This window comes from Streptomyces sp. NPDC054783, from assembly GCF_053611725.1.
The window spans coordinates 80,939-107,723 of record NZ_JBSHAY010000025.1; the positions used below are offsets into that span (position 1 = coordinate 80,939).

General features: G+C 71.6%; 24 protein-coding genes. 11 read left to right on the forward strand and 13 right to left on the reverse strand.

Going from position 1 to position 26,785, the window contains the following annotated elements:
* Positions 1-61 precede the first annotated feature (61 nt).
* Complete coding sequence (locus tag ACWGJ5_RS33485) at positions 62-817, forward strand: enoyl-CoA hydratase/isomerase family protein (protein ID WP_453313374.1); 756 nt, start codon at positions 62-64, stop codon at positions 815-817.
* Here ACWGJ5_RS33485 and ACWGJ5_RS33490 read toward each other — a convergent pair.
* A complete protein-coding gene (locus tag ACWGJ5_RS33490; RefSeq protein ID WP_453313375.1) occupies positions 804-1,439 on the reverse strand; it encodes a DJ-1/PfpI family protein in 636 nt (211 codons plus the stop codon). The two genes, ACWGJ5_RS33485 and ACWGJ5_RS33490, sit on opposite strands and share 14 nt — an antisense overlap.
* A 188-nt stretch (positions 1,440-1,627) precedes the next feature.
* Positions 1,628-2,587 carry a GlxA family transcriptional regulator gene (locus tag ACWGJ5_RS33495; RefSeq protein WP_453313376.1) on the reverse strand — a complete coding sequence of 320 codons (960 nt, stop codon included), beginning with the start codon at positions 2,585-2,587 and terminating at the stop codon, positions 1,628-1,630.
* 129 nt (positions 2,588-2,716) lie between these two features.
* On the opposite strand from ACWGJ5_RS33495, the gene ACWGJ5_RS33500 reads away from it, so the two are divergent.
* The 4 genes from ACWGJ5_RS33500 (at position 2,717) to ACWGJ5_RS33515 (ending at position 6,902) form a co-directional block, all read left to right on the forward strand.
* The gene (locus ACWGJ5_RS33500) at positions 2,717-2,848 is read left to right on the forward strand and encodes an LPFR motif small protein (protein WP_453313377.1); all 132 of its coding nucleotides are present in this window, start codon (positions 2,717-2,719) and stop codon (positions 2,846-2,848) included.
* Positions 2,849-2,951: 103 nt separating this feature from the next.
* Entirely contained in the window at positions 2,952-5,348 is a 2,397-nt protein-coding gene (locus ACWGJ5_RS33505) for a Tex family protein (RefSeq protein WP_453313378.1), read from the forward strand.
* A 91-nt stretch (positions 5,349-5,439) separates the two neighbouring features.
* The gene (locus ACWGJ5_RS33510; RefSeq protein WP_453313379.1) at positions 5,440-6,015 is read left to right on the forward strand and encodes a DinB family protein; all 576 of its coding nucleotides are present in this window, start codon (positions 5,440-5,442) and stop codon (positions 6,013-6,015) included.
* A 98-nt stretch (positions 6,016-6,113) separates the two neighbouring features.
* Positions 6,114-6,902 carry a calcium-binding protein gene (locus tag ACWGJ5_RS33515; RefSeq protein WP_453313380.1) on the forward strand — a complete coding sequence of 263 codons (789 nt, stop codon included), beginning with the start codon at positions 6,114-6,116 and terminating at the stop codon, positions 6,900-6,902.
* Positions 6,903-6,913: 11 nt separating this feature from the next.
* On the opposite strand, the gene ACWGJ5_RS33520 is transcribed toward ACWGJ5_RS33515, so the two are convergent.
* Positions 6,914-8,554 carry an ABC-F family ATP-binding cassette domain-containing protein gene (locus ACWGJ5_RS33520; protein ID WP_453313381.1) on the reverse strand — a complete coding sequence of 547 codons (1,641 nt, stop codon included), beginning with the start codon at positions 8,552-8,554 and terminating at the stop codon, positions 6,914-6,916.
* Positions 8,555-8,833: 279 nt separating this feature from the next.
* Complete coding sequence (locus ACWGJ5_RS33525; RefSeq protein ID WP_453313382.1) at positions 8,834-9,865, reverse strand: oxidoreductase; 1,032 nt, start codon at positions 9,863-9,865, stop codon at positions 8,834-8,836.
* 101 nt (positions 9,866-9,966) lie between these two features.
* Here ACWGJ5_RS33525 and ACWGJ5_RS33530 point away from each other — a divergent pair, with 101 nt between their 5' ends.
* Positions 9,967-10,893 carry an FAD-dependent oxidoreductase gene (locus ACWGJ5_RS33530; RefSeq protein WP_453313430.1) on the forward strand — a complete coding sequence of 309 codons (927 nt, stop codon included), beginning with the start codon at positions 9,967-9,969 and terminating at the stop codon, positions 10,891-10,893.
* 133 nt (positions 10,894-11,026) lie between these two features.
* Here the strand turns inward: ACWGJ5_RS33530 and ACWGJ5_RS33535 are convergent, their stop codons facing one another.
* A complete protein-coding gene (locus ACWGJ5_RS33535) occupies positions 11,027-13,000 on the reverse strand; it encodes a Xaa-Pro dipeptidyl-peptidase (protein WP_453313383.1) in 1,974 nt (657 codons plus the stop codon).
* A 199-nt stretch (positions 13,001-13,199) separates the two neighbouring features.
* On the opposite strand from ACWGJ5_RS33535, the gene ACWGJ5_RS33540 reads away from it, so the two are divergent.
* Positions 13,200-14,702, forward strand: a complete 1,503-nt coding sequence (locus ACWGJ5_RS33540; protein WP_453313384.1) for a M1 family metallopeptidase — start codon at positions 13,200-13,202, stop codon at positions 14,700-14,702.
* A gap of 191 nt (positions 14,703-14,893) precedes the next feature.
* Here ACWGJ5_RS33540 and ACWGJ5_RS33545 read toward each other — a convergent pair whose 3' ends face one another.
* From ACWGJ5_RS33545 to ACWGJ5_RS33555, 3 genes are read right to left on the reverse strand one after another with little or no spacing between them, the layout of a single operon-like run.
* Entirely contained in the window at positions 14,894-15,811 is a 918-nt protein-coding gene (locus ACWGJ5_RS33545) for an adenosine kinase (RefSeq protein WP_453313385.1), read from the reverse strand.
* A complete protein-coding gene (locus tag ACWGJ5_RS33550; RefSeq protein WP_453313386.1) occupies positions 15,808-16,293 on the reverse strand; it encodes a macro domain-containing protein in 486 nt (161 codons plus the stop codon). Before ACWGJ5_RS33550 ends, ACWGJ5_RS33545 begins: the two co-directional genes overlap by 4 nt.
* A 42-nt stretch (positions 16,294-16,335) precedes the next feature.
* A complete protein-coding gene (locus tag ACWGJ5_RS33555) occupies positions 16,336-17,811 on the reverse strand; it encodes an amino acid permease (RefSeq protein WP_453313387.1) in 1,476 nt (491 codons plus the stop codon).
* A gap of 234 nt (positions 17,812-18,045) precedes the next feature.
* Here ACWGJ5_RS33555 and ACWGJ5_RS33560 point away from each other — a divergent pair, with 234 nt between their 5' ends.
* Positions 18,046-18,783 (forward strand): MerR family transcriptional regulator, encoded by a 738-nt coding sequence (locus tag ACWGJ5_RS33560; RefSeq protein ID WP_453313388.1) that lies wholly within the window; start codon positions 18,046-18,048, stop codon positions 18,781-18,783.
* On the opposite strand, the gene ACWGJ5_RS33565 is transcribed toward ACWGJ5_RS33560, so the two are convergent.
* The 3 genes from ACWGJ5_RS33565 to ACWGJ5_RS33575 all read right to left on the reverse strand — a co-directional run bounded on the left by ACWGJ5_RS33565 (position 18,769) and on the right by ACWGJ5_RS33575 (position 23,447).
* Positions 18,769-20,952 carry a 3-hydroxyacyl-CoA dehydrogenase NAD-binding domain-containing protein gene (locus ACWGJ5_RS33565; RefSeq protein WP_453313389.1) on the reverse strand — a complete coding sequence of 728 codons (2,184 nt, stop codon included), beginning with the start codon at positions 20,950-20,952 and terminating at the stop codon, positions 18,769-18,771. The genes ACWGJ5_RS33560 and ACWGJ5_RS33565 overlap by 15 nt on opposite strands.
* Positions 20,953-21,002: 50 nt before the next feature.
* Entirely contained in the window at positions 21,003-22,217 is a 1,215-nt protein-coding gene (locus ACWGJ5_RS33570) for an acetyl-CoA C-acetyltransferase (RefSeq protein WP_453313390.1), read from the reverse strand.
* A gap of 72 nt (positions 22,218-22,289) precedes the next feature.
* Positions 22,290-23,447, reverse strand: coding sequence for a CaiB/BaiF CoA transferase family protein (locus ACWGJ5_RS33575; protein ID WP_453313391.1), 1,158 nt, complete (start codon positions 23,445-23,447; stop codon positions 22,290-22,292).
* A gap of 369 nt (positions 23,448-23,816) precedes the next feature.
* Here ACWGJ5_RS33575 and ACWGJ5_RS33580 point away from each other — a divergent pair, with 369 nt between their 5' ends.
* Both ACWGJ5_RS33580 and ACWGJ5_RS33585 read left to right on the forward strand, forming a co-directional pair.
* Positions 23,817-25,016: a saccharopine dehydrogenase family protein gene (locus ACWGJ5_RS33580; RefSeq protein ID WP_453313392.1), complete on the forward strand. Its 1,200-nt coding sequence runs from the start codon at positions 23,817-23,819 to the stop codon at positions 25,014-25,016.
* Between the two features lie 116 nt (positions 25,017-25,132).
* A complete protein-coding gene (locus ACWGJ5_RS33585; RefSeq protein ID WP_453313393.1) occupies positions 25,133-25,321 on the forward strand; it encodes a hypothetical protein in 189 nt (62 codons plus the stop codon).
* Here ACWGJ5_RS33585 and ACWGJ5_RS33590 read toward each other — a convergent pair.
* Complete coding sequence (locus tag ACWGJ5_RS33590; protein WP_453313394.1) at positions 25,285-26,025, reverse strand: endonuclease V; 741 nt, start codon at positions 26,023-26,025, stop codon at positions 25,285-25,287. The two genes, ACWGJ5_RS33585 and ACWGJ5_RS33590, sit on opposite strands and share 37 nt — an antisense overlap.
* 62 nt (positions 26,026-26,087) lie before the next feature.
* Here ACWGJ5_RS33590 and ACWGJ5_RS33595 point away from each other — a divergent pair, with 62 nt between their 5' ends.
* Entirely contained in the window at positions 26,088-26,384 is a 297-nt protein-coding gene (locus ACWGJ5_RS33595) for a YciI family protein (protein ID WP_453313395.1), read from the forward strand.
* 10 nt (positions 26,385-26,394) lie between these two features.
* Here the strand turns inward: ACWGJ5_RS33595 and ACWGJ5_RS33600 are convergent, their stop codons facing one another.
* On the reverse strand, positions 26,395-26,733 hold the full coding sequence (locus ACWGJ5_RS33600; RefSeq protein ID WP_453313396.1) for a plasmid stabilization protein: 339 nt from the start codon (positions 26,731-26,733) through the stop codon (positions 26,395-26,397).
* Positions 26,734-26,785 lie beyond the last annotated feature (52 nt).

The following is a 26,785-nucleotide window of genomic DNA, read 5'->3' on the forward strand; positions in this document are numbered from 1 at the left end:
ACGCACGCGTCCGCCGACCCGCACCCTCCGTGCCAGTCGGACCCCCCGATACGATCCGCGCATGGAGCCCCAGCTGTCGCACCGCATCGAAGGCGCTGTCGCCACCGTCGTCATCGGCAATCCGGCCAAGCGCAACGCCATGACCGCCGCGATGTGGCGGGCCCTGCCGCCGCTGCTGGACGAGTTGGCGCGCGACCCCGGCGTACGGGCGCTGGTGCTCACGGGCGAGGGCGGGACCTTCTGCGCGGGCGCGGACATCAGCACGCTCCAGGGCTCCCCGGAAGAGGCACAGCGGCTCGCCGTGGCCGCAGAGGAGGCGCTCGCCGCGTTCCCCAAGCCGACCGTGGCCGCCGTGCGCGGGCACTGTGTGGGCGGCGGGGCACAGCTCGCCGCGGCCTGCGATCTCCGCCTGGCGGAGGAGGGCGCGCTGTTCGGGGTGACTCCGGCACGGCTCGGCATCGTGTACCCGGCCTCCTCGACCCGCCGCCTGGTCTCGCTGGTGGGTCCGGCCACCGCCAAGTACCTGTTGTTCACGGCCGAGTTGATCGACACCGGCCGGGCGCTGACCACCGGGCTGGTGGACGAGGTGCTGCCGGAGGGCGAACTGGGCAAGCGGGTCGCGGAGTTGGCTCGGGTCCTGGTGTCCCGCTCGCAGCTCACCCAGGCCGCCGCGAAGGAGTTCACGAGCGGCCGTACCGACCGGGACGCCCATTGGACGCGGGCGGCCCGCGGCAACCCCGACACCGCGGAGGGGGTCGCCGCGTTCCTGGAGCGCCGGCAGCCGCGCTTCACCTGGAGCGTGTCTACGTCAGGCTGAACCGGCTGCCCGCGCGGAACTCCTCGACGAGGTGCGCGGGCGCCTTCTGCGGGGAACCCGCGTCATACGGCGGCTGGGGGTCGTACTCCGTCAGCAGTTGGACGGCCTGGGCGTGTTCGTCGCCCGCGATCCGCCCGGACAGGGTCAGGGCCATGTCGATGCCGGAGGAGACCCCGGCGGCGGTGACGTACTTGCCGTCGGTCACGACCCGCTCGCCCGTCGGTTCGGCGCCGAACTCCTTCAGCAGGTCCAGGGCCACCCAGTGGCTGGTGGCCCGGCGGCCTCGGAGCAGTCCGGCGGCGGCGAGCAGCAGAGAGCCGGAGCAGACGGAGGTCGTCCAGGTGCTCGTCGCGTCGGCGGCGCGCAGCCAGTCCAGCAGGGCCGGGTTCTTCAGCTGGTCCATGGTGCCGGGACCGCCGGACACGACGACGATGTCGGGGCGGGGCACCTCGTCGAGGGCCTTGTCCGCCGTGAGGGCGAGGAAGCCGGTGTCGGTGCGGACGGGTCCGGGCTGCTCGGCGACGAAGTCGACCCGCGCGTCGGGGAGCCGGCTGAGGATCTCGTAGGGGCCCACGACGTCCAGGGCGGTGAAACGGTCGTACACGAGCATGGCGATCTGCATGGTGTGTCCCTTCGGTGGTCGAAGCGGCGTTGCGGGCGGGCCGCGGATCCTCGGTGGCCGCGGTCTGTGGGCACTCGCCGTCGTCCGTCAGTGGCCGGGGTCTGTGGGCGATCGCTGTCGTCGGCATGCGTCAGTGGCCGGCTCCACGGGAGGACACCGGTCGTGAGCGGCCGTCGGCGATGGCGGGCTCAGTGGGCCGTGGCCGGGCGGAAGCGGCGGCGGTACTCGGCGGGGGCCGTGCCGAGGGCCTTGACGAAGGCGCGGCGCATGGCCTCGGGGGTGCCGTAGCCGCTGGCGCGGGCGACCTCCTCGATGTTGTCGGGTGTGTCCTCCAGCAGACGGCGGGCGTGTTCCAGGCGGACCCTGTCGACGTAGCGGCCGGGGGTCGTGCCGGTCTCCTCGCGGAAGGCGCGCGCGAAGTGGCGCGGTGAAAGGCGGGCGCGGGCGGCGAGCGCCTCGACCGTCAGGTCACCCGCCGGATGCTCGGTGATCCATCGCTGCACCTCCCGCAGCGGTGCGCGCTGCGCGGTCTGCGCCGCGAGCTGAGCGCTGAACTGCGCCTGGTTGCCGGGCCGGCGCAGGAAGACCACCAGGTGCCGGGCGACGGCGAGCGCGACGTCCCGGTCCAGGTCCTCCTCGACCAGGGCGAGGGCCAGGTCGATGCCGGAGGTCACCCCGGCCGAGGTGGCGACGTGCCCGTCCCGGACGAAGATGGGCTCCGGGTCCACGACGACGGCCGGGTGGTCGCGGGCGAGCTTGTCGCAGTAGGCCCAGTGGGTCGTCGCCCGGCGGCCGTCCAGGAGATTGGCGGCGGCCACCAGGATGGCGCCCGTGCACACCGAGACCAGGCGCGGGACACGCGGTCCGCGGGCACGCAGCCAGTCGACCAGCCGGGGGTCGGGGTGGCGCGTGCCCTCGCCGCCGGGCACCAGCAGGGTGTGCGGGTCGGTGGCGGCGGTGAGCGCCTCGTCCGGTACGAGGGTCAGGCCGCTGGACGTGCGCACCGGGCCGCCGTCCAGGGAGGCAGTACGGATCCGATACGTGCCCGGCGTGTGCTGCTCGGCGCCCGCGAACACCTCGAGCGGCCCGGTGACGTCGAGGCTCTGGACGCCGTCGAAGAGGACGAAGAGAACGGTTCGCTGGGCCATGCCCCAGATTCTTCGCCCCAAAAAGTGTGGCCGCAATGACGTGATTCCCACCTTTTCTGCCATGCGCGGGGGATGAGAGCCGGTCGGTGAGGCGCCCGGACCCCAGTCGGCCGACGGGAGGAGATCTTCGTGTTCGCTGCCATCGCGGACGTACCGCGCCAGGTCGGCGGGGCCGTCGCCACCGTGGTCACGCTGCCGTTCAGGGCCGTGGCCCGGCTGTTCGGCGGGGCCTTGGCCGGCGCGGGCGGGAGCCGGGCCTGAGAAACGGCCCGGCGGCCCGCCGGGATGTCGCCCTGATCCCCGGTTGTCGGTGTCACCTGCCACAATTGCCGCGCAACCTCAGTGGAGAAGGCGGTACGGGATCGTGACGACACCCGGGTCCATCGAAGCAGGATCCATCGAAGGCAGGATCGCCGAGGAACTCGGCGTACGGGAGCGGCAGGTGAAGGCCGCGGTGGAACTGCTCGACGGCGGTTCGACGGTGCCCTTCATCGCCCGCTACCGCAAGGAAGCGACCGAGATGCTCGACGACGCGCAGCTGCGCACGCTCGAGGAGCGGCTGCGCTATCTGCGGGAGCTGGAGGAGCGGCGGACCGCGATCCTGGAGTCGGTGCGCGAGCAGGGCAAGCTCACCGACGAGCTGGAGGCCCGCATCCGCGGCGCCGAGACCAAGGCGCGCCTGGAGGACATCTACCTCCCGTACAAGCCCAAGCGGCGCACCAAGGCGCAGATCGCGCGCGAGGCGGGCCTGGAGCCGCTGGCGGAGGGCCTGCTCGGCGACCCGGCCGTCGAGCCCCTCGCCGCCGCGGCCGCGTTCGTGGACGCCGACAAGGGTGTCGCCGACCCGCAGGCCGCCCTGGAGGGCGCGCGGGCGATCCTCACCGAGCGGTTCTCGGAGGACGCCGACCTGATCGGCGAGCTGCGCGAGCGCATGTGGGTGCGCGGGCGGCTGGCCGCGAAGGTGCGGGAGGGCAAGGAGGAGGCCGGCGCCAAGTTCGCCGACTACTTCGACTTCGCCGAGCCGTTCACCGAGCTGCCCTCGCACCGGATCCTCGCGATGCTGCGCGGCGAGAAGGAGGAGGTCCTGGACCTCGCCCTGGAGCCGGAGGAGCCCACGGAGGGTCGCTCCTCGTACGAGGGCATCGTCGCGAACCGGTTCGGGATCGCCGACCGGGGCCGGCCCGCCGACAAGTGGCTGACGGACACGGTCCGCTGGGCCTGGCGTACCCGCATCCTCGTCCACCTCGGCATCGACCTGCGGCTGCGACTGCGGACGGCCGCGGAGGACGAGGCGGTCGATGTCTTCGCCGCCAACCTGCGCGACCTGCTGCTGGCAGCCCCGGCCGGCACCCGCTCGACGCTGGGCCTGGACCCCGGTTTCCGTACGGGCGTGAAGGTCGCCGTGGTCGACGCCACCGGCAAGGTCGTCGCCACGGACGTGATCTATCCGCACGTCCCGGCCAACAAGTGGGACGAGGCCCTCGCCAAGCTGGCCCGGCTCGCGAAGGAGCACGCGGTCGAGCTGATCGCGATCGGCAACGGCACGGCCTCCCGGGAGACCGACAAGCTCGCCGGCGAACTGATCGTCGGGCACCCGGAGCTGAAGCTCACCAAGGTGATGGTGTCGGAGGCGGGGGCGTCGGTGTACTCGGCCTCGCAGTACGCCTCGCAGGAGCTGCCGGGCATGGACGTGTCGCTGCGCGGCGCGGTGTCCATCGCCCGGCGGCTGCAGGACCCGCTGGCCGAGCTGGTGAAGATCGATCCGAAGTCCATCGGCGTCGGCCAGTACCAGCACGACCTGTCCGAGGTGAAGCTGTCCCGCTCGCTGGACGCGGTCGTGGAGGACTGTGTGAACGGCGTCGGCGTGGACGTCAACACCGCGTCCGTGCCGCTCCTGTCGCGGGTGTCGGGCATCTCCTCCGGTCTCGCCGAGAACATCGTGGCGCACCGGGACGCCAACGGCCGGTTCAAGTCCCGCTCCGAGCTGAAGAAGGTGGCGCGGCTCGGCCCGAAGGCGTACGAGCAGTGCGCGGGCTTCCTGCGCATCCGCGGCGGCGACGACCCGCTGGACGCGTCCAGCGTGCACCCCGAGGCCTACCCGGTGGTCCGCCGCATGGTGAAGACCAGCGGCCAGGAGGTCGCCTCCCTCATCGGAAACACCGGTGTGCTGCGCTCGCTGAAGCCCACCGAGTTCGTGGACGACACGTTCGGTCTGCCGACCGTGACGGACATCCTGAAGGAGCTGGAGAAGCCGGGCCGCGACCCGCGTCCCGCCTTCAGGACGGCGACCTTCAAGGAGGGCGTGGAGAAGATCTCCGACCTGTCCGCCGGGATGGTCCTGGAGGGCGTGGTGACGAACGTGGCCGCGTTCGGCGCGTTCGTGGACGTCGGCGTCCACCAGGACGGCCTGGTGCATGTGTCGGCCATGTCCAAGACGTTCGTCAAGGACCCGCGCGATGTCGCCAAGCCGGGTGACATCGTCAAGGTGAAGGTCCTCGACGTGGACATCCCGCGCAAGCGGATCGCGCTGACCCTGCGCCTGGACGAAGAGGCCGCGCCGCAGGGACAGGGCGGCGGCCGGCAGCAGCGCGGCGGCGCCCGGCCGCCCCAGCAGCGGCAGGGCGGCGGCCAGGGCCGGCGCGAGGGCCGTGGTGGCGACCGTGGCGGCGACCGGGGCGGCCGCCAGGCCCCGCCGCCCGCCAACAGCGCGATGGCCGACGCGTTGCGGCGGGCCGGTCTGCTGGATCCGAAGAAGCGCTGACAGAAGGGGGTCCGGGCCGGGCGGGTCACACCGTCCGGCCCGGACCCGCAAACCACATGCCCAGTGATCACCTGGCTGTCAGACTCGCCCCATGACCGTCACGGATCCCAAGCACGACCTCCAGGTGTATCTGCAGGACGCCCGCGATGTCCTGCTGTGGAAGCTGGAGGGCCTGTCCGAGTACGACGTCCGGCGTCCCGTGACCCCGACGGGGACCAATCTGCTGGGGCTGGTCAAGCACCTCACCGGCGCCGAGGCCCTGTACTTCGGCGCGACCTACGGCCGGCCCTTGGACGGAACGCCCCTGTGGCTCACCGGGGACGCGGAACCCAACGCCGACCTGTGGGCCCGGCCGGACGAGAGCCGGGAGGACATCGTCGGCCGGTACCGCGCGGCCTGGGCGCACTCCGACGAGACCATCGCCTCACTGCCCCTGGACGCGGTCGGACGGATACCCGGGGACGAGGGCAGTGAGGTGACACTGCACCACAGCCTCACCCACATGATCGCCGAGACCCAGCGGCACGCCGGACACGCCGACATCGTACGGGAGTTGATCGACGGTGCGACGGGGCAGCGGCCGGACGGAACGAACATGGCCCCCGGAGACGAAGCCGCGTGGGCGGCGCACCGGGAGCGGGTGCAGCGTGCGGCCGAGAAGGCTTGACGGAAACGTCTGTTGAGAGATCGGTCGGATCACTACTATTCGATCGGTTTCAACTTCTGCCCTCTTTCCGGGCGAAAACTCATCCTTACGGGGGACACATGTTCAGACGTACCACCGTTGCGGCGCTGTCGGGCGCGCTGGCACTGTCGGCCCTCACCGTGACGGCCGCCCAGGCCGACTCCGGCGAAGGAGACACCCACGTCCTCCTGGCCGTCGTCAACGGCGGCCAGCCGGTCGTGCTGGGCGCCATGACGAAGAAGACGGTCACACTCAGCATCAGCGCGAGCGACGACTCGGGGATCAAGGACGCCTACGGCTTCCTCTATCACGGCTCGTTCGACAACCCCGACGGCTCCGCCGGGCCCGGTTCCGACACTCCGCTGACCTGTACCCCGGTCGCCGGGAGCACCACCACCTCGACCTGCACCGCCAGCATCACCATCGACCCGAACGCGATGCTCATCAACGCCAACGCCGGTACCTGGCACATCTGGACGTCCGTGGACGCCAACGACTTCGACTACGTCAACACGGAGAACGCGGGCACCTTCCTGATGAAGCGTGCCGCCAAGCTGACCGTCGACGCCTCCCCCGAGCCGGTGGCCGCGGGCGCCACGATCACCGTCAAGGGCGCGCTGACCCGCGCCAACTGGGGCAAGGGCGGCACCTACAGCGGCTACGCGGGCCAGTCGGTGAAGCTGCAGTTCCGGAAGGCCGGCACCACGACGTACACCACCGTGAAGACGGTGACCAGCGGCACCGACGGCGCTCTCAAGACCACGGCGACGGCCACCGCGGACGGCTACTGGCGCTGGAGCTTCGCCGGGACCGGCACGACCGGACCGGCCAAGGCCTCCGGCGACTACGTCGACGTCACCACGGGCTGACCCAGCGGCCGCTAGCGCTCCGTCACCTTCCCGTCCGCCACCTCCAGCCGCCGGGTCACCCGGACCGCGTCCAGCATGCGCCGGTCGTGGGTGACCAGGAGCAGGGTGCCCTCGTAGGAGTCGAGGGCGGACTCCAGCTGTTCGATGGCGGGCAGGTCGAGGTGGTTCGTCGGCTCGTCCAGGACGAGGAGGTTCACTCCCCTGCCTTGGAGCAACGCGAGGGCGGCGCGGGTGCGTTCGCCCGGGGAGAGGGTCGCGGCCGGGCGCAGCACGTGGTCGGACTTCAGGCCGAACTTGGCGAGCAGGGTGCGGACCTCGACCGGCTCGGTGTCGGGGACGGCCGCGTGGAAGGCGTCCAGCAGGGTCTCCGGGCCGTGGAAGAGCTTGCGGGCCTGGTCGACCTCGCCGACCAGGACGCCCGAGCCGAGCGCCGCGTGCCCCGAGTCGAGCGGGACACGGCCGAGCAGCGCGCCCAGCAGGGTGGACTTGCCGGCACCGTTGGCCCCGGTGACCGCGACCCGGTCCGCCCAGTCGATCTGCAGGGACACCGGGCCGAAGGTGAAGTCGCCGCGCCGGACCTCGGCGTCCCGCAGGGTCGCCACGACCGCTCCGGAGCGCGGGGCGGCGGCGATCTCCATGCGCAGCTCCCACTCCTTGCGCGGCTCCTCCACCACGTCCAGGCGCTCGATCATGCGCTGGGTCTGCCGCGCCTTGGCCGCCTGCTTCTCGCTGGCCTCACTGCGGAACTTGCGGCCGATCTTGTCGTTGTCGTTGCCTGCCTTGCGCCGGGCGTTCTTCACACCCTTGTCCATCCAGCCCCGCTGCATCTGCGCGCGCTCCTGGAGGGCGGCCTTCTTGTCCGCGAACTCCTCGTAGTCCTCGCGCGCGTGCCGGCGGGACACCTCCCGCTCCTCCAGGTAGGCCTCGTAGCCGCCGCCGTAGAGGTTGATCTGCCGCTGGCCCAGGTCGAGTTCGAGGATCTTGGTGACCGTGCGGGTGAGGAACTCGCGGTCGTGGCTGACGACGACCGTGCCGGCGCGCAGGCCGGTGACGAAGCGCTCCAGGCGCTCCAGGCCGTCGAGGTCGAGGTCGTTGGTGGGCTCGTCCAGGAGGAAGACGTCGTAGCGGGACAGCAGGAGCGAGGCGAGTCCGGCGCGGGCCGCCTGGCCGCCGGACAGCGCGGTCATCGGCTGGTCCAGGTCCACGGCGAGGCCGAGCGAGTCGGCGGTTTCCTCCGCGCGCTCCTCCAGATCGGCGCCGCCTAGGCCGAGCCAGCGCTCCAGGGCGGTTGCGTAGGCGTCGTCGGCGCCGGGTGCCCCGTCCATGAGTGCCTGAGTGGCCTCGTCCATGACGCGCTGGGCCTCGGCGACACCCGTACGACGGGCCAGGAACTCCCGGACGGTCTCGCCCGGCCTGCGCTCCGGCTCCTGCGGCAGATGACCCACGGTGGCGGTCGGCGGGGACAGCCGCAGCTCGCCTTCTTCGGGCGCGGTGAGTCCGGCGAGCAGCTTCAGCAGGGTGGACTTGCCCGCGCCGTTGGCACCGACGAGACCGATCACGTCGCCGGGCGCGACGACGAGGTCCAGCCCGGAGAAGAGGGAACGGTCGCCGTGCCCGGCGGCGAGGTTCTTGGCGACGAGGGTGGCAGTCATCAGGACGCCGATCCTAATGGGCCGGACACCCGTGTCTCAGCCCGGCTTCCGGCGGGCCGCTCCCGCGCCCCAGCCTCTTCCGTTTCCGGGTCGACCCGCTCCCGCGCTTCAGCGCCCGTTTCCGGTGGGCCCCACCCCGCGCCTCGCCCCTGTTCCCTGGTGGGCCCCACCCCCGCGTCCCAGTCCCCGCTTCCCGGTGGCCCAGCCCCGCGTCCCAGCCCGCGTCCCCGGCGGCCCATCCCTGCGTCTCAGCCACGTCCGCGGCCGGTGACCTGTGCCTCAGCTCCGCCTCCCGTCGGTGACCGGTGCCGCGAGTGCGCCTCCCGTCGTGCGGGCGACGAGGTACGCCTCCCCCTTGACGGCCTTCGGGTCCAGTGCGACGCGGTGCCGGCCGGGTTCCAGGACGCCGTCGAACACGTCGCGGGTGTGGGTGCGGTAGAGCCGGTCGAGGCGGTAGGCGGTGATCCGTACCCGGCACGCCGAGGTCACCTCGACGTCCGCGGTGCTGTCGGCGGCGGCCAGCCCCACGAGCCGGCGCTGCGGGAGCGGGCTGGGGTCGAGGGCGTGCTCGATCTGGGCGACCAGCAGCGGCACGATCGGGGCCAGGCCGTCCACCCGGGCGATGTCGACCCCCGCACGCTCGAAGGCCTCCACCACGGCGGCGCGATCCTCCTCGCCGACCGCACGACCGAAGGCGACCGCGCCGTAACCGCGCAGTTCCTCGGCGGGGACGGCCCGGGCGTCCTGGGTGATGTCGGCGCCGATGCCGATCGTGCGCAGCGCGGCGGCAAGCTTGGCCAGGACCGCGACCCGGGCGCCGATGAGCAGCACGCGCCGGCGGGGCGCGGCGGAGCGCTCCATCAGGGCGCCGAGTGCGGCGCGGTACCCGGCGCCGTGGAAGCGGAACGGCCCTATGCCGTGGTAGCCGTTCAGTTCGAGGTCGGCGTGCTCGTCCGTCTGCCAGGCGAAGTCCCGCCAGATGTAGTCCTCGCCGTCGCGCTCGATGACGGCGGTGACCGCCCCACAGCCCAGGTCCGCGCACTCGGGACAGCCGTAGATGACGAACCGGCCGTCGGGAAGCGGCGGTTCGGCCTCCAGGAGCAGTCCGCGCACCTGCGCGGTGAAGATGGCGGGCGGGATGTCCGAGGCGAGCGGGGAGACGGCGTCCAGGTCGGAGAGCCGGAACAGCAGCGGACGGCCGTCGACGACGAAGTCCACGAAGTCGCGGTGGACCTGGTAGCCGCCGTCGGCGAGCACACCGCCGGCGCGGATCGCCGGTGCCAGGTCGAAGGTCGCGTATGCGGCAGACATGCTGTGAGTATCCCCACACCGGCACGGATGTGAGCGCAGCATGACAGAGTCGTCCGGACAGGGCCTATCGTCCTGGCGTGGACAGCGAGCCGAGTGACGCAGTGATCGTGGTCGGGAGCGGGGTCGCCGGGCTGACGACGGCCCTGGCCCTGGCGGAGTCCGGCCGCCGGGTACGGGTATGGACGCGGGAGCCCGCCGAACGTACGACCTCGGCGGTCGCGGGCGGTCTGTGGTGGCCGTACCGCATCGAACCCGAGCCGCTGGCCGGTGCGTGGGCGCTCGAGTCCCTCGCCGGGTACGAGGAGTTGGCGGACCGGCCGGACGAGACGGGCGTACGCCTGGTCGACGGCGTACACCGGGGGACCCGGCTGGACGAACTGGGCGCCTGGGCGGGCCGGGTGCCGGGACTGCGGGCGGTGGCCGACGGTCTCGCGGCGCGGCTGCCGGTGATCGACATGCCGGTGCACCTGGCGTGGCTGCGGGAGCGGCTCGCGAAGGCGGGAGGCGTGGTCGAGACGCGCGAGGTGACCGACCTCGCCGGGGTGCCCGCACCGATCGTGGTCAACTGCGCGGGTCTGGGCGCGCGTTCGCTGGTACCGGACCCGGCGGTGCGTCCCGTGCGCGGACAACTGGTGGTCGTGGAGAACCCGGGAGTCACGACCTGGTTCACCTCAGTCGGCCATTCCCCCGACCACTCCTCCGCCGCCTCCACGTACTTCATCCCGCAGCCGGGCGGTCTGCTGCTCGGTGGTACGGCGGAGGAGGACGACTGGTCCCTGGAGCCGGACCCGGCCACCGCCGCGGCGATCGTGGCCCGGTGCGCGGCGGTCCGCCCGGAGATCGCGCAGGCGCGGGTGCTGGGCCACCGGGTGGGGCTGCGCCCGGCCAGGCACGCGGTACGACTGGAACGGCAGCCGCTGCCGGACGGCCGCGTGCTGGTGCACAACTACGGCCATGGCGGCGCCGGGATCACGGTGGCGTGGGGGTGTGCCCGGGAGGCGGCCGGGTTGGCGTTCCCGGCCGCCTGAAAGGTGCCCGCAGCCACGCACCCCGAAAGGGGCGCGGGGCTGTATCGATATGCGGCTCCGCCGCGTGGGCGCGACCGGCCACAACGGAGCCGCAGCCGCCGGACGGCCCAAGCCACGCGGTGACCGGCGTCGGTCAGTTCGCCGGTATGTGCTGGGCGGCGTGCGGTGCGCGGACGCCGGTCAGCCGTGCCGGGGCGGGAGCCACGGCCGTCGTACCACCGGTGGCCCGGGCGAACGCCGGCGCCCCACCGACCAGCGGGAGCCCGGCCGTCGTACCCGACAGGGACACCGTGACGGTGGGCCTGGTGGACGGCGGGTCGATGAGGTCCTTGTCCGTGCCCGCGATGATCAGGGCCAGCCGGTGACCCTTGGGAACGACGTGGTCGGTGGCCGCGAGACGAAGAGTCATCGTGTACGCCTTGCCCGGGGTGAGCGGAACGCCCTTGCCGAGCGAGGCGTAGTGGCCGAGATCGGCCCATCCGCGGCTGAACACGGTGTAGTCGACCTTGGCCGTCCTGGCCGCCGTCTCCTTGAAGCAGGCGCTGTCCCCGGCCGTGCTCTCGCCCCAGCAGGTGCGGCTGGTGAGGGTGGTGATGCCCTCGCCGCTGTCGGCGTAGTCGCGGATGGTGTCCGGGCCGAGGTCGACCAGGACGGCGGACAGGTGGGCCGAGGTGGTGGTCGGTGTCGCGGTCACCGTCACGCTGGACGAGCCGGACAGGCGCAGGTCGTGGCTGAGCGGCGCGGTGAGGAAGCCTGTCTTCTCCGGAGTCGGCGTGGTGAGGTGTGCCGCCCAGTCGGTCTCGCTCAGCTTCGGGTCGTCGGTGATGGTCTCGGTGCCGGTGGCCGGGTGCAGGCCGAGCGTGCCGACGCCCGCCAGGGTGCCGGGAGCCGGGTGCAGAACGGTGGTCCGGGTGGTCTCCGGGGGCCAGACGCGGGAGGTGACCCACTGGTCGGGGTGGCGTTCGATGTCGGCCATCGGCTCGCGGTCGATGCCGTTGTCGTAGCCGAGGAGTTCATGGTCGAACCAGCGGTGCAGGGTGTCCACCCAGGCACCGCGCCGGTAGTCGAAGGGGTCGACGTGGCCGGTCTGGGAGAGCCAGATCTTGCGCTCGACGCCGTGCTTCGCCAGCGCGTCCCACCACTGGCCGAAGTGCTTGGTGCGGACGTTGAGGTCCTGCATGCCGTGCACCAGGAACACGCTGGCGCGCACCCTGGCCGCGTCCTTGACGTAGTCCCGCTCGGTCCACAGCGGGGTCCAGTCGCCGCTGCGGGGGCTGCCGTCGGCGAGTTTCTTCTGTACGGCGGCGCAGTGTGCGTGCGCCGCGTCGCTCTCGACGTAACCGGCCAGTTCGCCGGGGCCGCCGTCGTGCAGCGGGGCGCCCTGCGCGAAGTAGTAGTCGTACCAGGAGGAGATGCCGCTGATCGGGACGATGGTCTTCAGGCCTTTCACGCCGGTGGCGGCGACGCCGTTGGCGATCGTGGCGTCCCAGCTCTTGCCGATCATGCCCGTACGGCCGTTGGTCCAGGTCGCTCGGACGGTCTTCGTCCCGGTCCGGCTGGTGTACGCCTTGGCGCGGCCGTTCAGCCAGTCGATGACGGCCTTCGCGGACTGGACGTCGGAGCGGCCGCCGACGTCGACGCAGCCGTCGGAGCGGTTGGTGCCGGCGAGGTCGACGCCGACGAACGCGTAGCCGCGCGGCACGAAGTAGTTGTCGTAGAACAGCGGCATCTGCACGACGTGGCCTTGCGCGTCGTACGTCTTGACCTGGCTCTCGTTGCCGCGTCCGCAGCAGGAGTAGTAGGGGCTGGCGTCCATGATGACGGGCACCTTGCGGCCCTGGCGGGCGGGTTCGGCGGGCCGGACGATGTCGGCGGCGACGCGGTCGGCGTGGCCGTCGCCGTCCTCGTCGAGCCCCGTGTCCACCCATACGGACTCGCGGACGGCGTGGGCGTAGGAGTAGACGGGCCCGCTCTCGCGCGGGGCCCGGCTCCCGCCGGTGGCAGCGGCGGACGGGGTGAGGAAGGCGGCCGTCAGGATGGCGACGACCGCGGTCGCGAGCGCTCTCCAGATCGTGAAGCGCGTGCGGACGAGGATGCGAATCGGCATGCGCGGACGGTACTCCGGTGAACTCCCGCTGCAGAAGGGGGCTTTGCGGCACTCCGCGGGCACGTGACGGCTGAATGGCGATCGTGTGACAGCGGGGGCCATGGACAGAGCAGGGGCCACAGGGACTGAATAGGCTCCGAACAGCGTTCCCCGAAGGATCTTCCGAACGGACTTGCAGTCCAGACGACTTGGAGCTGACGTGCACCGCAGAATCATCGCGCCGGGCGCACTCGCGGCGGCCTCCCTTCTGCTGGCGATCCCGGCATCGGCCGCGAGCTTCTCCCCCGGCGCGCCGGGCATCGGCGACCCCTACTACCCGTACTACGGCAACGGCGGCTACGACGTCTCGCACTACGACCTGAGGCTGCAGTACCAGCCGAAGTCGGACGAGTTGCAGGGCACGGCGACGATCCTGGCGCGGACCACCCAGGACCTGTCCAGCTTCGACCTGGACTTCCTGCTGGACGTGAGCGAGGTACGGGTCAACGGCGCGAAGGCCGCCTTCACCACCTCCGGGCAGCACGAGCTGGTGATCACGCCGAAGACACCACTGGCCAAGGGCACGCCGATCACGGTGGTGGTCCGCTACAGCGGGGTGCCGTCGACGAAGAGCGCCTACGGCTTCAACACCTGGCACCGCACGCCCGACGGCGCCGTCGCGGCCGACGAGCCCGAGGCGGCCTGGTGGTGGTTCCCGAGCAACGACCACCCGAGCGACAAGGCCACCTACGACGTGTCGGTGGCCGTGCCGGACGGCACCCAGGCCCTCTCCAACGGCACCCTCCAGTCCACCAGTTCGAAGCTCGGCTGGACCCGCTACAACTGGCGGCAGAACAAGCCGCAGGCGACCTATCTGGCCACCCTCGCCATCGGCAGGTTCGACATCACGACCAGCACCTCCGACGGCGGAGTGCCGGTCGTCAACGCCTACAGCAAGGACCTCGGCGACAACGACGGCGCCGCGCGGGCGAGCGTGGAGCGCACCGGGGAGATCGTCGACTGGCTCAGCGGCTACTTCGGGCCCTACCCGTTCAGCACCGCAGGCGGATACGTGCCGAACACCACCACCGGGTACGCGCTGGAGACCCAGACCCGCGTCTACTACAGCCCGAAGCAGTTCGCGAACGGCTCCAACACCTCCGTGGTCGTGCACGAGCTGGCCCACCAGTGGTACGGCGACGACGTGTCGCTGAAGGGCTGGAAGGACATCTGGATCAACGAGGGCTTCGCCCGGTACGCGCAGTGGCTGTGGTCGGAGCACGAGGGCGAGGGCACCACGCAGGAACTCGCCGACTACGTGTACGCCTCCCATCCGGCCGACGACGCGTTCTGGACGGTCAAGCCCGGCGACCCGGGCCCGGACGACCAGTTCGACCTCGCCGTCTACGACCGTGGAGCGCTCGCCATCCAGGCGCTGCGCAACGAGATCGGTGACGACGCGTTCTTCCGCGTTCTGAAGGGCTGGCCGCAGGAGCACGCGTACGGCAACGCCTCGGTGGCCGACTTCCAGAAGTACGCCGAGCAGGTGTCCGGCAAGCCTCTCGCGGCGCTGTTCGACACCTGGCTGTTCCAGCCGTCGAAGCCGGCCGCACCCGCGGCACGCACCGCCTCCCTGGCGAAGGCGGACACGTCGGTGACCCGGCCGAAGTCGTGGAAGAAGATCGAGGCGACGAACGACATCCACGACGCCCGCGGCCACTGACCCGGACCGGTCCGGGGCCGCCTCGGCTCTGCTGTCAGGCCGGTGCAGGGGCTCGGCTCCGCCGTCCGTCGGCGCACGGGCTCGGCTCTGACATCCGGCTGGTGCAGGGACTGGCCTCGCTGTAGGGCCGGTGCACGAACTCGGCTCTGACATCCGGCGGCGCAGGAGCCCGGCCCTGTTGTCCGGCCGGTTCAGGGTCTCGGTTCCGCCGACCGTTTGAGCAGCTCGTCCCGGTCTATCGACTCCGCTCGGGAGGCCGGGACGGTGCAGGCGTAGGCGCCCGCTATCGCGCCGTAGCGGGCGCAGGCCTCGGGCGGCTCTCCGGTGAGGCGGCCGTAGAGGAACGCGGCGGCGAAGGCGTCGCCCGCGCCGTTGGAATCCACCACCGGCGCGGGCGGCAATGCCGCGGGCAGGCGGGTCAGCTCGCCGTCGGCCAGCAGATACGCGCCCTCGGCTCCGGCGGTGGCGACGACCACCTCGGCCCTGCCCCGCTCGGCGATGCGCCGCATCGTCCGCTCGGTGTCGGTCAGGGCGGCGGCCGACAGGAAGACGACGTCCGCCGCCCGGGCGAAGGGCTCGTGGTACGGGTTCTCCCCGTCCCAGTCGTGCAGATCCGTGGACAGGGGTACGCCCGTCGCCCTGAGCACCGGCAGCGCCTCGGCGCAGGGCTGGGTGATGGTCACGTGCACATGGCGGCTCGCCCCGGCCAGCGTGCGCAGCAGCTCCGGCGGGAAGCGGTCGTCGGGGCGGGCTCGGCTGGTGTCGTACAGGGACAGGCGGCGGCCGTCCGGGCCGACGAGGTTGACCGCCCGTTTGGTACCGGCGGGCTGCGGGAGTGCGGTCAGTGCGATGCCGTGCTCGCGGTGCAGGGCCCGCACGAGGTCGCCCTCGGGGTCGTCGCCGAGCAGGTCGAGGTGGTGGGTGCGCAGGCCGAGTGCGGCAAGGCTCAGCGCGACGAAGTCGCCGGTCTGCCCGGCGCGGGTGCGGATCCCGGAGTCGATCATGTAGCTGTCGGCGTACGGAAGGGGCAGCTCGGGGACGTGGATGATCGTGTCCACGCCCGCTCCGCCCAGCACCAGGACGTCCGTCGCAGGGGTGTGTGAGCTCATCCGCCCTCTCCGTGGTCGTACACCGTCACCTTGATCCCTCGCTTCACCAGCCGCTCGGTGATGAGCGGCTCTATGCGGGACCAGGTGCCGCCCGCCAGGCCGCAGCCTATGCGGGGCATGTGCACGGACGCGCCCAGTTCGATCACTTCGCCGGAGAGGCGGTCGAGGGCGGTGTCGATCGACTCGTAGCGGACGGGGACGCCCTTGCTCCCCCTCCGGATGCCACGCCGGCCGATCATGTTGGCCACCCAGACATACGGCTCGGCCCGTACCAGTTGGACGGCCCCCAGTCCGAAGTCGTTCTTCGCGCGGTCGCGGTGCCAGGCGCGGTACGCCGCCTCCGGCTCCGGCCAGCGTCGCGAGAGTGCGAGCACGAAGCCCTTGCCCCAGCCGCCGATGTCGTTGCAGACATGGGCGATCACCTTGGCGCCCTTGGCCGACGGCACGGTGGCGTCACCTCGGACATACACGATCTCCGACATGACGCCACCGTAGGCGATGCCACTGACAGTGGCGCTGAGCTGTTACTTCGTGAGTTCGGACAGCTCCTGGTCGGTGTTCTTCGACACCCGGCGGCGCACGCCGAACCAGCCGGCGACCAGCATGACGGCGATCACCGGAATCAGCAGGATGGTCTTCCGGCCCACCTCGGGGTCGTTCCACATCATGCCGAGGCAGATCAGCAGGAACGCGATCGTGGCGATCTCGGTGACCGGGCTGAACTTCAGCTGGAAGTGCGGCCGGGTCGCGAGGCCCGCACGGGCGCGGCGGACGAAGACCATGTGGCAGATCATGATGATCACCCAGGTGCTGATGATGCCGAGGGAAGCGATGTTCAGCACGATCTCGAAGGCCTGGCTGGGCATGAGGTAGTTCAGGCCGACGCCGAGCACACAGACCGCGCAGGTCAGCAGGATGCCGCCGTAGGGGACCTGGCTGCGGTTCATACGGGCGGTGAACTTCGGGGCGGAGCCCGCCATGGCCATGGAGCGCAGGATGCGGCCGGTGGAGTACAGGCCGGAGTTCAGCGAGGACATGGCCGCGGTCAGGACGACCAGGTTCATCACGTCACCGGCCGCCGGGACGCCGATCTTCGACAGGACCGTGACGAACGGGCTCTCGTCGGCGGAGTACACCGAGCCGGGCAGCAGCAGGGCGAGCAGCACGACCGAGCCGACGTAGAACAGGCCGACACGCCACATGATCGAGTTCACCGCGCGCGGGACGACCTTCTCCGGCTCGGCGGTCTCGCCGGCCGCGATACCGACCAGTTCCAGGGCGGCGTAGGCGAAGATCACGCCCTGCATGACCAGGACGACCGGCATCGCGCCGTGCGGGAAGAGTCCGCCGTGGTCGGTGACGACGCTCAGGCCGGGGGTGTGGCCGCCGACCTTGTGCTGGGTGGCGAGCAGGAAAATGCTGATCAGCATGAAGCCGACGATGGTGGCGACCTTGATGATCGAGAACCAGAACTCCAGCTCGCCGAAGATCTTCACCGAGATCAGGTTCACGGCCAGGACCACCGCGAGGGCGATCAGGGCGAGCACCCACTGGGGAATGCTGGTGAACATGCTCCAGTAGTGCGTGTAGAGCGCGATCGCGGTGATGTCGGCGATGCCGGTGGTCGACCAGTTCAGGAAGTACATCCAGCCGGCGACGTAGGCACCCTTCTCGCCGAGGAACTCGCGCGCGTAGGACACGAAGGACCCGGAGGACGGGCGGTACAGGACCAGCTCGCCGAGGGCCCGGACGACGAAGAAGGCGAAGACGCCGCAGACCAGGTAGGCCAGGGCGAGCGCCGGGCCCGCGTTGTGCAGGCGGCCGCCGGCGCCCAGGAGGAGTCCGGTGCCGATCGCGCCACCGATGGCGATCATGTTGACGTGGCGGGCCTTGAGGTCCTTGCTGTAACCGGCGTCGCCCGCGTCCGCGGGCGTCTGGGCCGCCTGCGCGGCCTGGGTGCGGGCGGGGGCCTGTGCCGATTCCACGGCGTCCTTGCTCACGGGTGGTTCACTTCCTGGTGCGCCCGGACCTCGTGGGTCCGGGGGACGTGCAGGGCTTGGTCCGCACCACCCTGTTGAGCCGCGGCACAGACCAAGCCAGCAGCTTCCCAGAAGGGATCACCCTCACGCGGTGGTCCATGTCACACAGCGTTACTTCTCACATGATCAACGCAAGGTTCACACGCCGTTCACCTCGGGTTTCACAGCATTGGTGAGACAGCGATACTGCTGCACATGACCACCGATGCCGGGGACACGCCCCTCACCGTCGACGAGCTGGCCGCCCGCGCCGGCGTCACGGTGCGCACCGTCCGCTTCTACGGCAGCAAGGGCCTGCTGCCGCCTCCGGTGATCGGCCCGCGCCGGGTGGGGCACTACGGGCCGGAGCACCTGGCCCGGCTGGCCCTGATCGAGGAGTTGCAGCAGCAGGGCATGACCCTGTCGGCGATCGAGCGCTACCTCGGGCAGCTGCCCGCCGACCTCTCCCCGCACGACCTGGCCATTCACCGTGCCGTGGTCGCGTCCTGGGCGCCGGACACGGTCGACACGGTGTCGCGGGAGGAGCTGGAGCGGCGAGCCGGACGGCCGCTCGCCGCCGAGGACGTGGAGCGGCTGGCGGCGATGAACGTCGTCATGGCGGCGGAGGGCGCGGAGGGCGACACCTTCCGGGTGGACTCCGGGCTGCTCCGGCTCGGGGTGCAGCTGCTCGACGTACCGCTGTCGCAGGAGGTGATCCTCGCGGCGCGCAAGGTGCTCATCGAGCACTCGCGCGCCGCGGCCCATCAGCTCTCCCAGCTCTTCCGCGGCGAGGTCGCGGAGCGAGACGCGCGGGACGTGAAGTCCCTGTCGGCGCACATGCACCCTCTGGTGGTGCAGTCGTTGCTGACGACGTTCCAGCGCTCGCTGCGGGAAGAGCTGAGCGAGTGGGTCACCCGGCCGGAACCGGCCGAGCCCGGCTCAGGAGTGGACTGAGTCGGCGAACGGCTCTCCCTTCTCGGCCTTCTCCACGAGCAGCGCGGGCGGGGTGAAACGCTCGCCGTAGGCCTCGGCCAGCTCACGCGCGCGTGCTACGAATCCGGGCAGGCCCCCCTCGTAGCCGTTGATGTACTGGAGCACACCGCCGGTCCAGCCCGGGAAGCCGATGCCGAAGATCGAGCCGATGTTGGCGTCGGCGACGGAGGTCAGGACGCCCTCCTCCAGGAGGCGCACGGTGTCGAGCGCTTCGGAGAAGAGCATCCGCTCCTGCATGTCCCGGAAGGGGATCTCGTACCCGGGCTTGGTGAAGTGCTCGCGCAGGCCCGGCCAGAGTCCGGCCCGCTTGCCGTCCTCGGAGTAGTCGTAGAAGCCGCTGCCGCCGCTGCGGCCGGGGCGGCCGAACTCGTCGACCATGCGGTCGATGACCGCCTCGGCCGGGTGCGCGGTCCAGGTGCCGCCCGCCTCCTCCACGGCCCGCTTCGTCTCGTTGCGGATCTTGCGCGGGAGGGTGAGGGTCAGCTCGTCCATGAGGGAGAGGACCTTGGCCGGGTAGCCGGCCTGGGCGGCAGCCTGCTCCACGGAGGCGGGCTCGATGCCCTCGCCGACCATGGCGACGCCCTCGTTGATGAAGTGGCCGATCACGCGGGAGGTGAAGAAGCCGCGCGAGTCGTTCACGACGATCGGCGTCTTGTTGATCTGACGGACCAGGTCGAAGGCCCGGGCCAGGGCCTCGTCGCCGGTGCGCTCGCCCTTGATGATCTCCACCAGCGGCATCTTGTCGACCGGGGAGAAGAAGTGCAGCCCGATGAAGTCGGCCTGGCGGTCCACGCCCTCGGCGAGCGTGGTGATGGGCAGGGTGGAGGTGTTGGAGCACAGCAGCGCGTCGGGCGCGACGACGGACTCGATCTCCTGGAACACCTTGTGCTTGAGCGAGGTGTCCTCGAAGACGGCCTCGATCACCGCGTCGCAGCCCGCGAGGTCGGCGGCCTCGGCGGTGGGCGTGATCCGGGCGAGCAGCGCGTCCGCCTTCTCCTGGCTGGTACGGCCCTTTGCGACGGCCTTGGCGCACAGCTTCTCGGAGTAGGCCTTGCCCTTGGTCGCCGCCTCCGGGGAGACGTCCTTCAGGACGACGTCGATGCCGGCGCGGGCACACGAGTAGGCGATGCCGGCGCCCATCATGCCCGCGCCGAGCACCGCGACCTTGTGGACCTTGCGGGCCTCGATGCCCTTCGGGCGGTTGGCGCCGGAGTTGACCGCCTGGAGGTCGAAGAAGAACGCCTGGATCATGTTCTTCGAGGTCTGACCGGCGGCGAGCTCCACGAAGTAGCGGGCCTCGATGACCTGGGCGGTCTCGAAGTCGACCTGGGAGCCCTCGACGGCCGCGGCGAGGATGTTGCGGGGAGCCGGGTAGGGGGCGCCGTTCGTCTGCTTGCGCAGGGTGGCCGGGAAGGCGGGCAGGTTCGCGGCGAACTTCGGGTTGGCGGGCGTACCGCCGGGGATCTTGTAGCCGGGCTTGTCCCAGGGCTGCTGCGACTCGGGGTTGGCGTCGATGAAGGCGCGGGCCTTGGCGTGCAGTTCCTCGGGCGTGGCGGCGACCTCGTGGACGAGGCCGTTCTCCTGGGCGCGGCGTGCGTTGTACTGCTGGCCCTGGAGGAGCACCTTCAGCAGGGCGTCGGCGATGCCCAGCAGCCGCACGGTGCGGACGACGCCGCCTCCGCCGGGGAGCAGGCCGAGGGTGACCTCGGGGCAGCCGATCTTGGTGCCGGAGGTGTCGAGGGCGACCCGGTGATGGCAGGCGAGGGCCAGTTCGAAGCCGCCGCCCAGGGCGGCGCCGTTGATGGCGGCGACGACGGGCTTGCCGAGGGTCTCGATGCGGCGCAGGTTGCGCTTGATGGCGAGGCCGCCGTCGAAGAGGTCCTGGGCGGTCTCCGGGGTGACCCGGATCAGGTCGCGCAGGTCGCCGCCCGCGAAGAAGGTCTTCTTGGCGGAGGTGAAGATGATGCCGCGGACGGAGTCCCGCTCGGCCTCCAGGCGGTCGGTGATCGCGGCGAGGGAGTCGCGGAACGCCTGGTTCATGGTGTTCGCGGACTGGTTGGGGTCGTCCAGGACGAGGGTGACGACACCGGTGTCGTCCTGCTCCCAGCGGATGGTGGTGCTCTCGGTCATGACAGTCGTCTCCGTTGAGGTCTCGGAAGTCTCGTGATTCCGCGGGGAGTTCAGATGCGCTCGACGATGGTGGCGATGCCCATGCCGCCGCCGACGCACAGGGTGGCGAGGCCGTAGCGCTTGTCCTGGCGCTCCAGCTCGTCGATGAGCGAGCCGAGGATCATCGCGCCGGTCGCGCCGAGCGGGTGGCCGAGGGCGATGGCGCCGCCGTTGACGTTGACCTTGTCCAGCGACAGGCCCATGTCCTTGACGAAGCGCAGGACCACCGCGGCGAACGCCTCGTTGATCTCGACCAGGTCGATGTCGTCGATGGTGAGGCCGGCCTTGGCCAGGGCCTTGCGGGTGGCGGGGGCGGGCCCGGTGAGCATGATGGTGGGCTCGGAGCCGGAGACGGCGGCGGAGACGATCCGCGCGCGCGGGGTGAGGCCGTAGCGCTCGCCGACCTCCTTGGAGCCGATCGCGACGAGCGAGGCGCCGTCGACGATGCCGGAGGAGTTGCCCGCGTGGTGGACGTGGTCGATCTTCTCCACCCAGTGGTACTTCTGCAGCGCGACCGCGTCGAAGCCGCCGAGTTCGCCGATGTCCGCGAAGGACGGCTTGAGCTTGGCGAGGGAGTCGGCGGTGGTGCCGGGGCGCAGATGCTCGTCGTGGTCGAGGACGACCAGGCCGCTGCGGTCCTTCACGGGGACGACGGAGCGGTCGAAGCGGCTCTCCTTCCAGGCCGTGGCGGCGCGCTCCTGGGACAGGGCCGCGTACTCGTCGACGTCCCGGCGGGAGAAGCCCTCGATGGTGGCGATCAGGTCGGCGCCGATGCCCTGCGGCACGAAGTTGACGGCGAGGTTGGTCATCGGGTCGTTGAACCAGGCGCCGCCGTCGGAGGCCATCGGCACCCGGGACATGGACTCCACACCGCCCGCGAGGACCAGGTCCTCCCAGCCGGCACGGACCTTGGCGGCGGCCAGGTTGACGGCCTCCAGGCCCGAGGCACAGAAGCGGTTCTCCTGGACGCCGGCGACGGTGTCGGGCAGTCCGGCGGCGATCGCGGCGATCCGGGCGATGTCGGAACCCTGGTCGCCGACGGGGCCGACGACACCGAGCACGATGTCGTCGACGGCGGCCGGGTCGAGGCCGGGGAAGCGGTCGCGGATCTCGTGGATGAGGCCGACGACCAGGTCGATGGGCTTGGTGCCGTGCAGGGCGCCGTTCGCCTTGCCGCGGCCGCGCGGGGTGCGGATCGCGTCGTACACGTACGCTTCGGTGCTCACTGGTGTGCCTTTCGGGAGGGTGGGCCGAGCGGGGTGGGCGGGGTCGGCCGGCGTCGGTGAACGGGTCGTGGTTCAGGTGTCGGTGGCCGGATGGTCGTCCGCGGGTGCGGGTATCCCCCAGTCCCGCGCCACCGCCTCCGTGTCGGCGCCCGGCAGGGCGGGGCCGGTACGGACGCACGTGGGGGTGGCGGAGAAACGGGGGGCGGGGGCCGGCTGGGTGATGCCGGCGTGGTCGGTGAAGGTGCCGCGGGCGGCCAGGTGCGGGTGGTGCGGGGCCTCGCGCAGGGACAGCACAGGGGTCACACAGGCGTCGGTTCCCTCGAAGAGGGCCGTCCACTCGTCCCGGGTCCGGGACTTGAAGCGGGCGGCGACGCGCTCGCGCAACTCGTCCCAGCGGCTCCAGTCCCTGTGGGCCGGTGCCAGGTCGTCCAGGCCGAGCAGGCGCAGGAACTCCGTGTAGAACTGTCCCTCCAGGGCTCCGACCGCCATGTACTTGCCGTCGGCCGTCTCGTAGGTGCCGTAGTAGGGGCAGCCGCCGTCGAGGAGGTTGGCGGCGCGCCGGTCCTGCCAGCCGCCGGCGGCGAGCATGCCGTGGATCATCGCCGAGAGGTGGGCCGTGCCGTCCACGATGGCGGCGTCGACGACCTGTCCGGTGCCGGTCACGCGCACGTGGTGGAGCGCGGCGAGGACGCCGACGACCAGATAGAGGGAGCCGCCCGCGTAGTCGCCGAGCAGGTTGGCGGGAAAGACCGGGGGCTCGTCCGGGTGGCCGGTCATGCCGAGGGTGCCGGTCAGCGCGATGTACGCCACGTCGTGGCCCGCGCGGTCGGCGAGCGGGCCGTCCTGCCCCCAGCCGGTCATGCGGCCGTAGACCAGGCGGGGGTTGCGGGCGTGGCACTCCTCGGGGCCTACGCCGAGGCGCTCGGCGACGCCCGGGCGGTAGCCCTCGATGAGGATGTCGGCCCGCTCGGCGAGGTCCAGCACGCGCGCGGGGCCGTCCGGTGCCTTCAGGTCGACGACGATCGAGCGCTTGTTGCGGTTGGTGACGTCGTACGCGGGGTCGATGCCGAGGCCGGGGCCGCCCGGCCGGTCCACCCGGACCACGTCCGCGCCCAGGTCCGCGAGGAGCATGGCGGCGAACGGGCCCGGACCGATGCCGGCCAGCTCGACCACGCGCACGCCGGAGAGCGGCCCGCCGCCCGGCGTCGCCGGCGTCTCTGCCGTCGTCATGCGTCCTGCCCCCAAAAGCATGTGTGACACAACTGATGTAACACCGGTGATGCTAGGAACGCGTTCCACCGGACACAAGACCTAACGAGCAAGCGCTTAGTCAAGTGCCCGGTTCCACGGGGATCACCCGGGAGGGTGAGAGACGGCGGCGCCGCGGTCCGCGCCGACGACGTCGCTCCGGAGCACGAGAGCGAGGCCCTGCAGGCGGCCACCGTCGTCCACACCGAGGAATTCGGGTACTTTCTCCCGCTTTGCCGGGGCGTTCCTGGCTGCGGCCACCACTGCCTCCGGGCTGGTCGTCGTCGCTCGTTCCCCTCACGCTAGCCTCGGCCACCGACAGCGGCGCGGGCTGCGGGACGAAGGGGTGTCATGAGCAGGCTAAATAGGACAGACCGTCCCTACGACCTCGTGCTCTTCGGAGCCACCGGATTCGTCGGCACCCTCACTGCGGAGTACCTCGCCGCGCACGCGCCGAAGGACCTGCGCTGGGCGGTGGCCGGCCGCGACGAACGCAAGCTGGAGCGGCTGCGCGAGCGCCTGCCCGGCGGGGCGGACGTCGGTGTCCTGCCGGCCGACGTGTCCGAACCCGCGACCCTGCGCGCCCTCGCCGAGCACGCGCGCGTGGTCGCCACGACCGTCGGGCCGTATGTGCTGTACGGCGAGGAGCTGGTCGCCGCCTGCGCGGACACCGGGACCGACTACCTGGACCTGACCGGCGAGCCGGAGTTCGTCGACCTGATGTACGTCCGGCACGACGCACGCGCGCGGGAGACGGGCGCGCGCCTGCTGCACGCGTGCGGCTTCGACTCCGTACCCCACGACCTGGGTGTGTACTTCACGGTCCGGCAGCTGCCCGAGGGCGTACCGCTGACCGTGGACGGATACGTGACCGCCGACGCAGCCTTCTCCGGCGGCACCCTGGCCTCGGCGCTGAACCAGTTCGCCCGCGGCCGGCAGCTGCTGGCCGCGGCGCGCGAGCGGGGCCGGCACGAGCCGCGGCTGATGGGGCGGCGGGTCGCGGCGCCGACGGGCGCGCCACGGTTCGCCAAGGAGGTCGGCGCGTGGGCGCTGCCGCTGCCGACCGTCGACCCGCAGATCGTGCGCCGCTCGGCGAAGGCCCTCGGCCGGTACGGCCCCGACTTCCGCTACCGGCACTACGCGGCGGTGCGGCACCTGCCGGTCGCCCTCGGCGGGGTCGCCGCCGTCGGCGCGGTACTGGCGGCCGCCCAGCTGCCGCCCGCGCGGCGCTGGTTGTCGGGCCGACTGCAGCCGGGGGACGGGCCGAGCGCGGAGCGGCGGGCGCAGAGCCGGTTCGCGGTGCGCTTCGTCGGCGAGGGCGGCGGGCGGCGCGTGTTCACGGAGGTCTCGGGCGGCGACCCGGGCTACGACGAGACGGCGAAGATGTTCGCCGAGGCGGCCCTCAGCCTGGCCTTCGACGACCTTCCGCCGACGGCCGGGCAGGTCACCACGGCGCAGGCGATGGGTGACGCCCTGACCGAGCGGCTGCGCGCCGCGGGAATCACCTTCCGGGTCGCGGCCACCGGCCCGGGCGCCTCCTCCCCCGTTTGAGACTTTTACAGCCGACGCCCCCGGCCACCTGCGGCCATCGCCACGAAGGTTTCACAAGGCCCGTCAATGAAACGATGGAGGCTCAAGTCCGCTGAGCCGAAGGAGGCGGGAGAGGCATGAAGTTCGTGCTCGAAGTGACCGTGGACGAGGACGCGCAGGGGCAGGAGCGCGCCGGTGAGCTGGGGCGCATCCTGCGCTACTGGGGCGGGAACCTCCACCACTACGCCCTCGAACCCGGAGACGGCTCGGCCGTCTACGACTCGGCGTATCAGGAGGTCGGCGCCTGGCGCGTCGTCGCCTCCTGAGCGCCGCCTCCGGCGTTCTGTGCCGCTTCCCGCAGCGCCCGGCGGCACAGGGCGTCCGCCCGGCGCGTGGTCTCCGGCAGCCGGTAGCGCGGGGTGAGGGCCAGCGTGTGGGCGACGGCGTCGTCCAGGCTCACCCGGTGGCCGACGGAGACGAAGACCGGTTTGACGCCGTCCCGGGTGCGCAGTGCGCGCCCGACCTCCTCGTCCCCGGCGAGCAGCGGAGCAGAAGCTCCCCGCGCCGGATCCGGATCGTCGTACGTGAAGGTGAACGGGTTCTTGGCGACGCCGATGACCGGCAGGCCGGTGAGCACGCCGAGGTGGCTCGCGAGGCCGAAGCGCCGCGGATGGGCCAGGCCGTAGCCGTCGCACACGACCAGGCCGGGCGGGCACGGCAGCCGGTCCAGGGCGGCCCGGACGGTCGGGATCTCGCGGAAGGCGAGGAGGCCGGGCACGTACGGGAAGGAGACCCGGCCGACGGCCGTCGCCTCGGCCACCACGTCCAGGGACGCGGCGTCCAGTACGACGGCCGCCGCGGCGACGAGGTCGAGCTCGTCGTCGTAGGCGACGTCGACCCCGGTGACCCGGCCCGTGCCGGGCTCGGGTCCGCGCTCGTCGAGCACCACCCGCCCGCGCAGCTCGTCCTGCACCGCGCGGGCCTCTTCCTCGGTCGCGGGCCAGCCCGCGGGTACTCCAACGGTCGTCATGGTGACCTGAACTCTACGGTTCCAGGGGCCCGTTGTCGGAGCCGGGAGGTACGCTCGCGATCATGTTCGTACTGGAATTGACCTACACCGCACCCCTCGACGCCGTGGACGCGCTGCTGCCGCACCACGTGGCGTGGCTCGAGGAGCAGTACGAGAAGGGCTTCTTCCTCGCCTCCGGGCGCAAGAACCCCCGGGACGGCGGGGTGATCCTCGCCGTCGCCGAGAACCGCGCCCGGATCGAGGAGCTCGTCGCGGGCGACCCCTTCGCCGTCGGCGGCGTGTGCACGTATCGCATCACGGAGTTCATCGCCACCAAGACGGCTCCGGAGCTGGCCCGCCACCGGCAGACGCTGGGCTGACCGCGGCCGTTCATCCCTTCTTTGCGTTCAGTGCGCGCTGCAGCTGGTCCTTGTTCATGTTCGAACGGCCCTCGATGCCGCGCTGCTTCGCCTCGTTGTACAGCTGGTCGCGGGTCGGGCCCTGGGAGCCGACCCGGTTGCCCGACCGCTGACCGCCGCGCCTGCTGGACGACATGTCCTGCGTCGAGCTGCGGCTCGCGCTCTTGGACTCGCCGGAGCGGGCGCGTTCCTTGTTCACCGTCCGCGCGGCGATCTCCTCGGCGCGCCGGGTGCTCTCGCCCCGGTCCTGCGCGCTCTTCTTGATGTGTTCGTACTGACGCTCGCGCTTGGAGCTGGAACCGGCCGGCATGATCGCTCCCTTTCTCTCGGATCCCGTGCGACTCGAGTACCCGGTTCCGGCC

Excerpts from the sequence above, each read along its gene's own strand:
- ACWGJ5_RS33485 (WP_453313374.1), top strand. The coding sequence starts at position 62 with ATGGAGCCCCAGCTGTCGCACCGCATCGAAGGCGCTGTCGCCACCGTC.
- ACWGJ5_RS33490 (WP_453313375.1), bottom strand. The coding sequence starts at position 1,439 with ATGCAGATCGCCATGCTCGTGTACGACCGTTTCACCGCCCTGGACGTC.
- ACWGJ5_RS33495 (WP_453313376.1), bottom strand. The coding sequence starts at position 2,587 with ATGGCCCAGCGAACCGTTCTCTTCGTCCTCTTCGACGGCGTCCAGAGC.
- ACWGJ5_RS33510 (WP_453313379.1), top strand. The coding sequence starts at position 5,440 with ATGACCGTCACGGATCCCAAGCACGACCTCCAGGTGTATCTGCAGGAC.
- ACWGJ5_RS33515 (WP_453313380.1), top strand. The coding sequence starts at position 6,114 with ATGTTCAGACGTACCACCGTTGCGGCGCTGTCGGGCGCGCTGGCACTG.
- ACWGJ5_RS33520 (WP_453313381.1), bottom strand. The coding sequence starts at position 8,554 with ATGACTGCCACCCTCGTCGCCAAGAACCTCGCCGCCGGGCACGGCGAC.
- ACWGJ5_RS33525 (WP_453313382.1), bottom strand. The coding sequence starts at position 9,865 with ATGTCTGCCGCATACGCGACCTTCGACCTGGCACCGGCGATCCGCGCC.
- ACWGJ5_RS33535 (WP_453313383.1), bottom strand. The coding sequence starts at position 13,000 with ATGCCGATTCGCATCCTCGTCCGCACGCGCTTCACGATCTGGAGAGCG.
- ACWGJ5_RS33545 (WP_453313385.1), bottom strand. The coding sequence starts at position 15,811 with ATGAGCTCACACACCCCTGCGACGGACGTCCTGGTGCTGGGCGGAGCG.
- ACWGJ5_RS33550 (WP_453313386.1), bottom strand. The coding sequence starts at position 16,293 with ATGTCGGAGATCGTGTATGTCCGAGGTGACGCCACCGTGCCGTCGGCC.
- ACWGJ5_RS33560 (WP_453313388.1), top strand. The coding sequence starts at position 18,046 with ATGACCACCGATGCCGGGGACACGCCCCTCACCGTCGACGAGCTGGCC.
- ACWGJ5_RS33565 (WP_453313389.1), bottom strand. The coding sequence starts at position 20,952 with ATGACCGAGAGCACCACCATCCGCTGGGAGCAGGACGACACCGGTGTC.
- ACWGJ5_RS33575 (WP_453313391.1), bottom strand. The coding sequence starts at position 23,447 with ATGACGACGGCAGAGACGCCGGCGACGCCGGGCGGCGGGCCGCTCTCC.
- ACWGJ5_RS33580 (WP_453313392.1), top strand. The coding sequence starts at position 23,817 with ATGAGCAGGCTAAATAGGACAGACCGTCCCTACGACCTCGTGCTCTTC.
- ACWGJ5_RS33585 (WP_453313393.1), top strand. The coding sequence starts at position 25,133 with ATGAAGTTCGTGCTCGAAGTGACCGTGGACGAGGACGCGCAGGGGCAG.
- ACWGJ5_RS33590 (WP_453313394.1), bottom strand. The coding sequence starts at position 26,025 with ATGACGACCGTTGGAGTACCCGCGGGCTGGCCCGCGACCGAGGAAGAG.
- ACWGJ5_RS33595 (WP_453313395.1), top strand. The coding sequence starts at position 26,088 with ATGTTCGTACTGGAATTGACCTACACCGCACCCCTCGACGCCGTGGAC.
- ACWGJ5_RS33600 (WP_453313396.1), bottom strand. The coding sequence starts at position 26,733 with ATGCCGGCCGGTTCCAGCTCCAAGCGCGAGCGTCAGTACGAACACATC.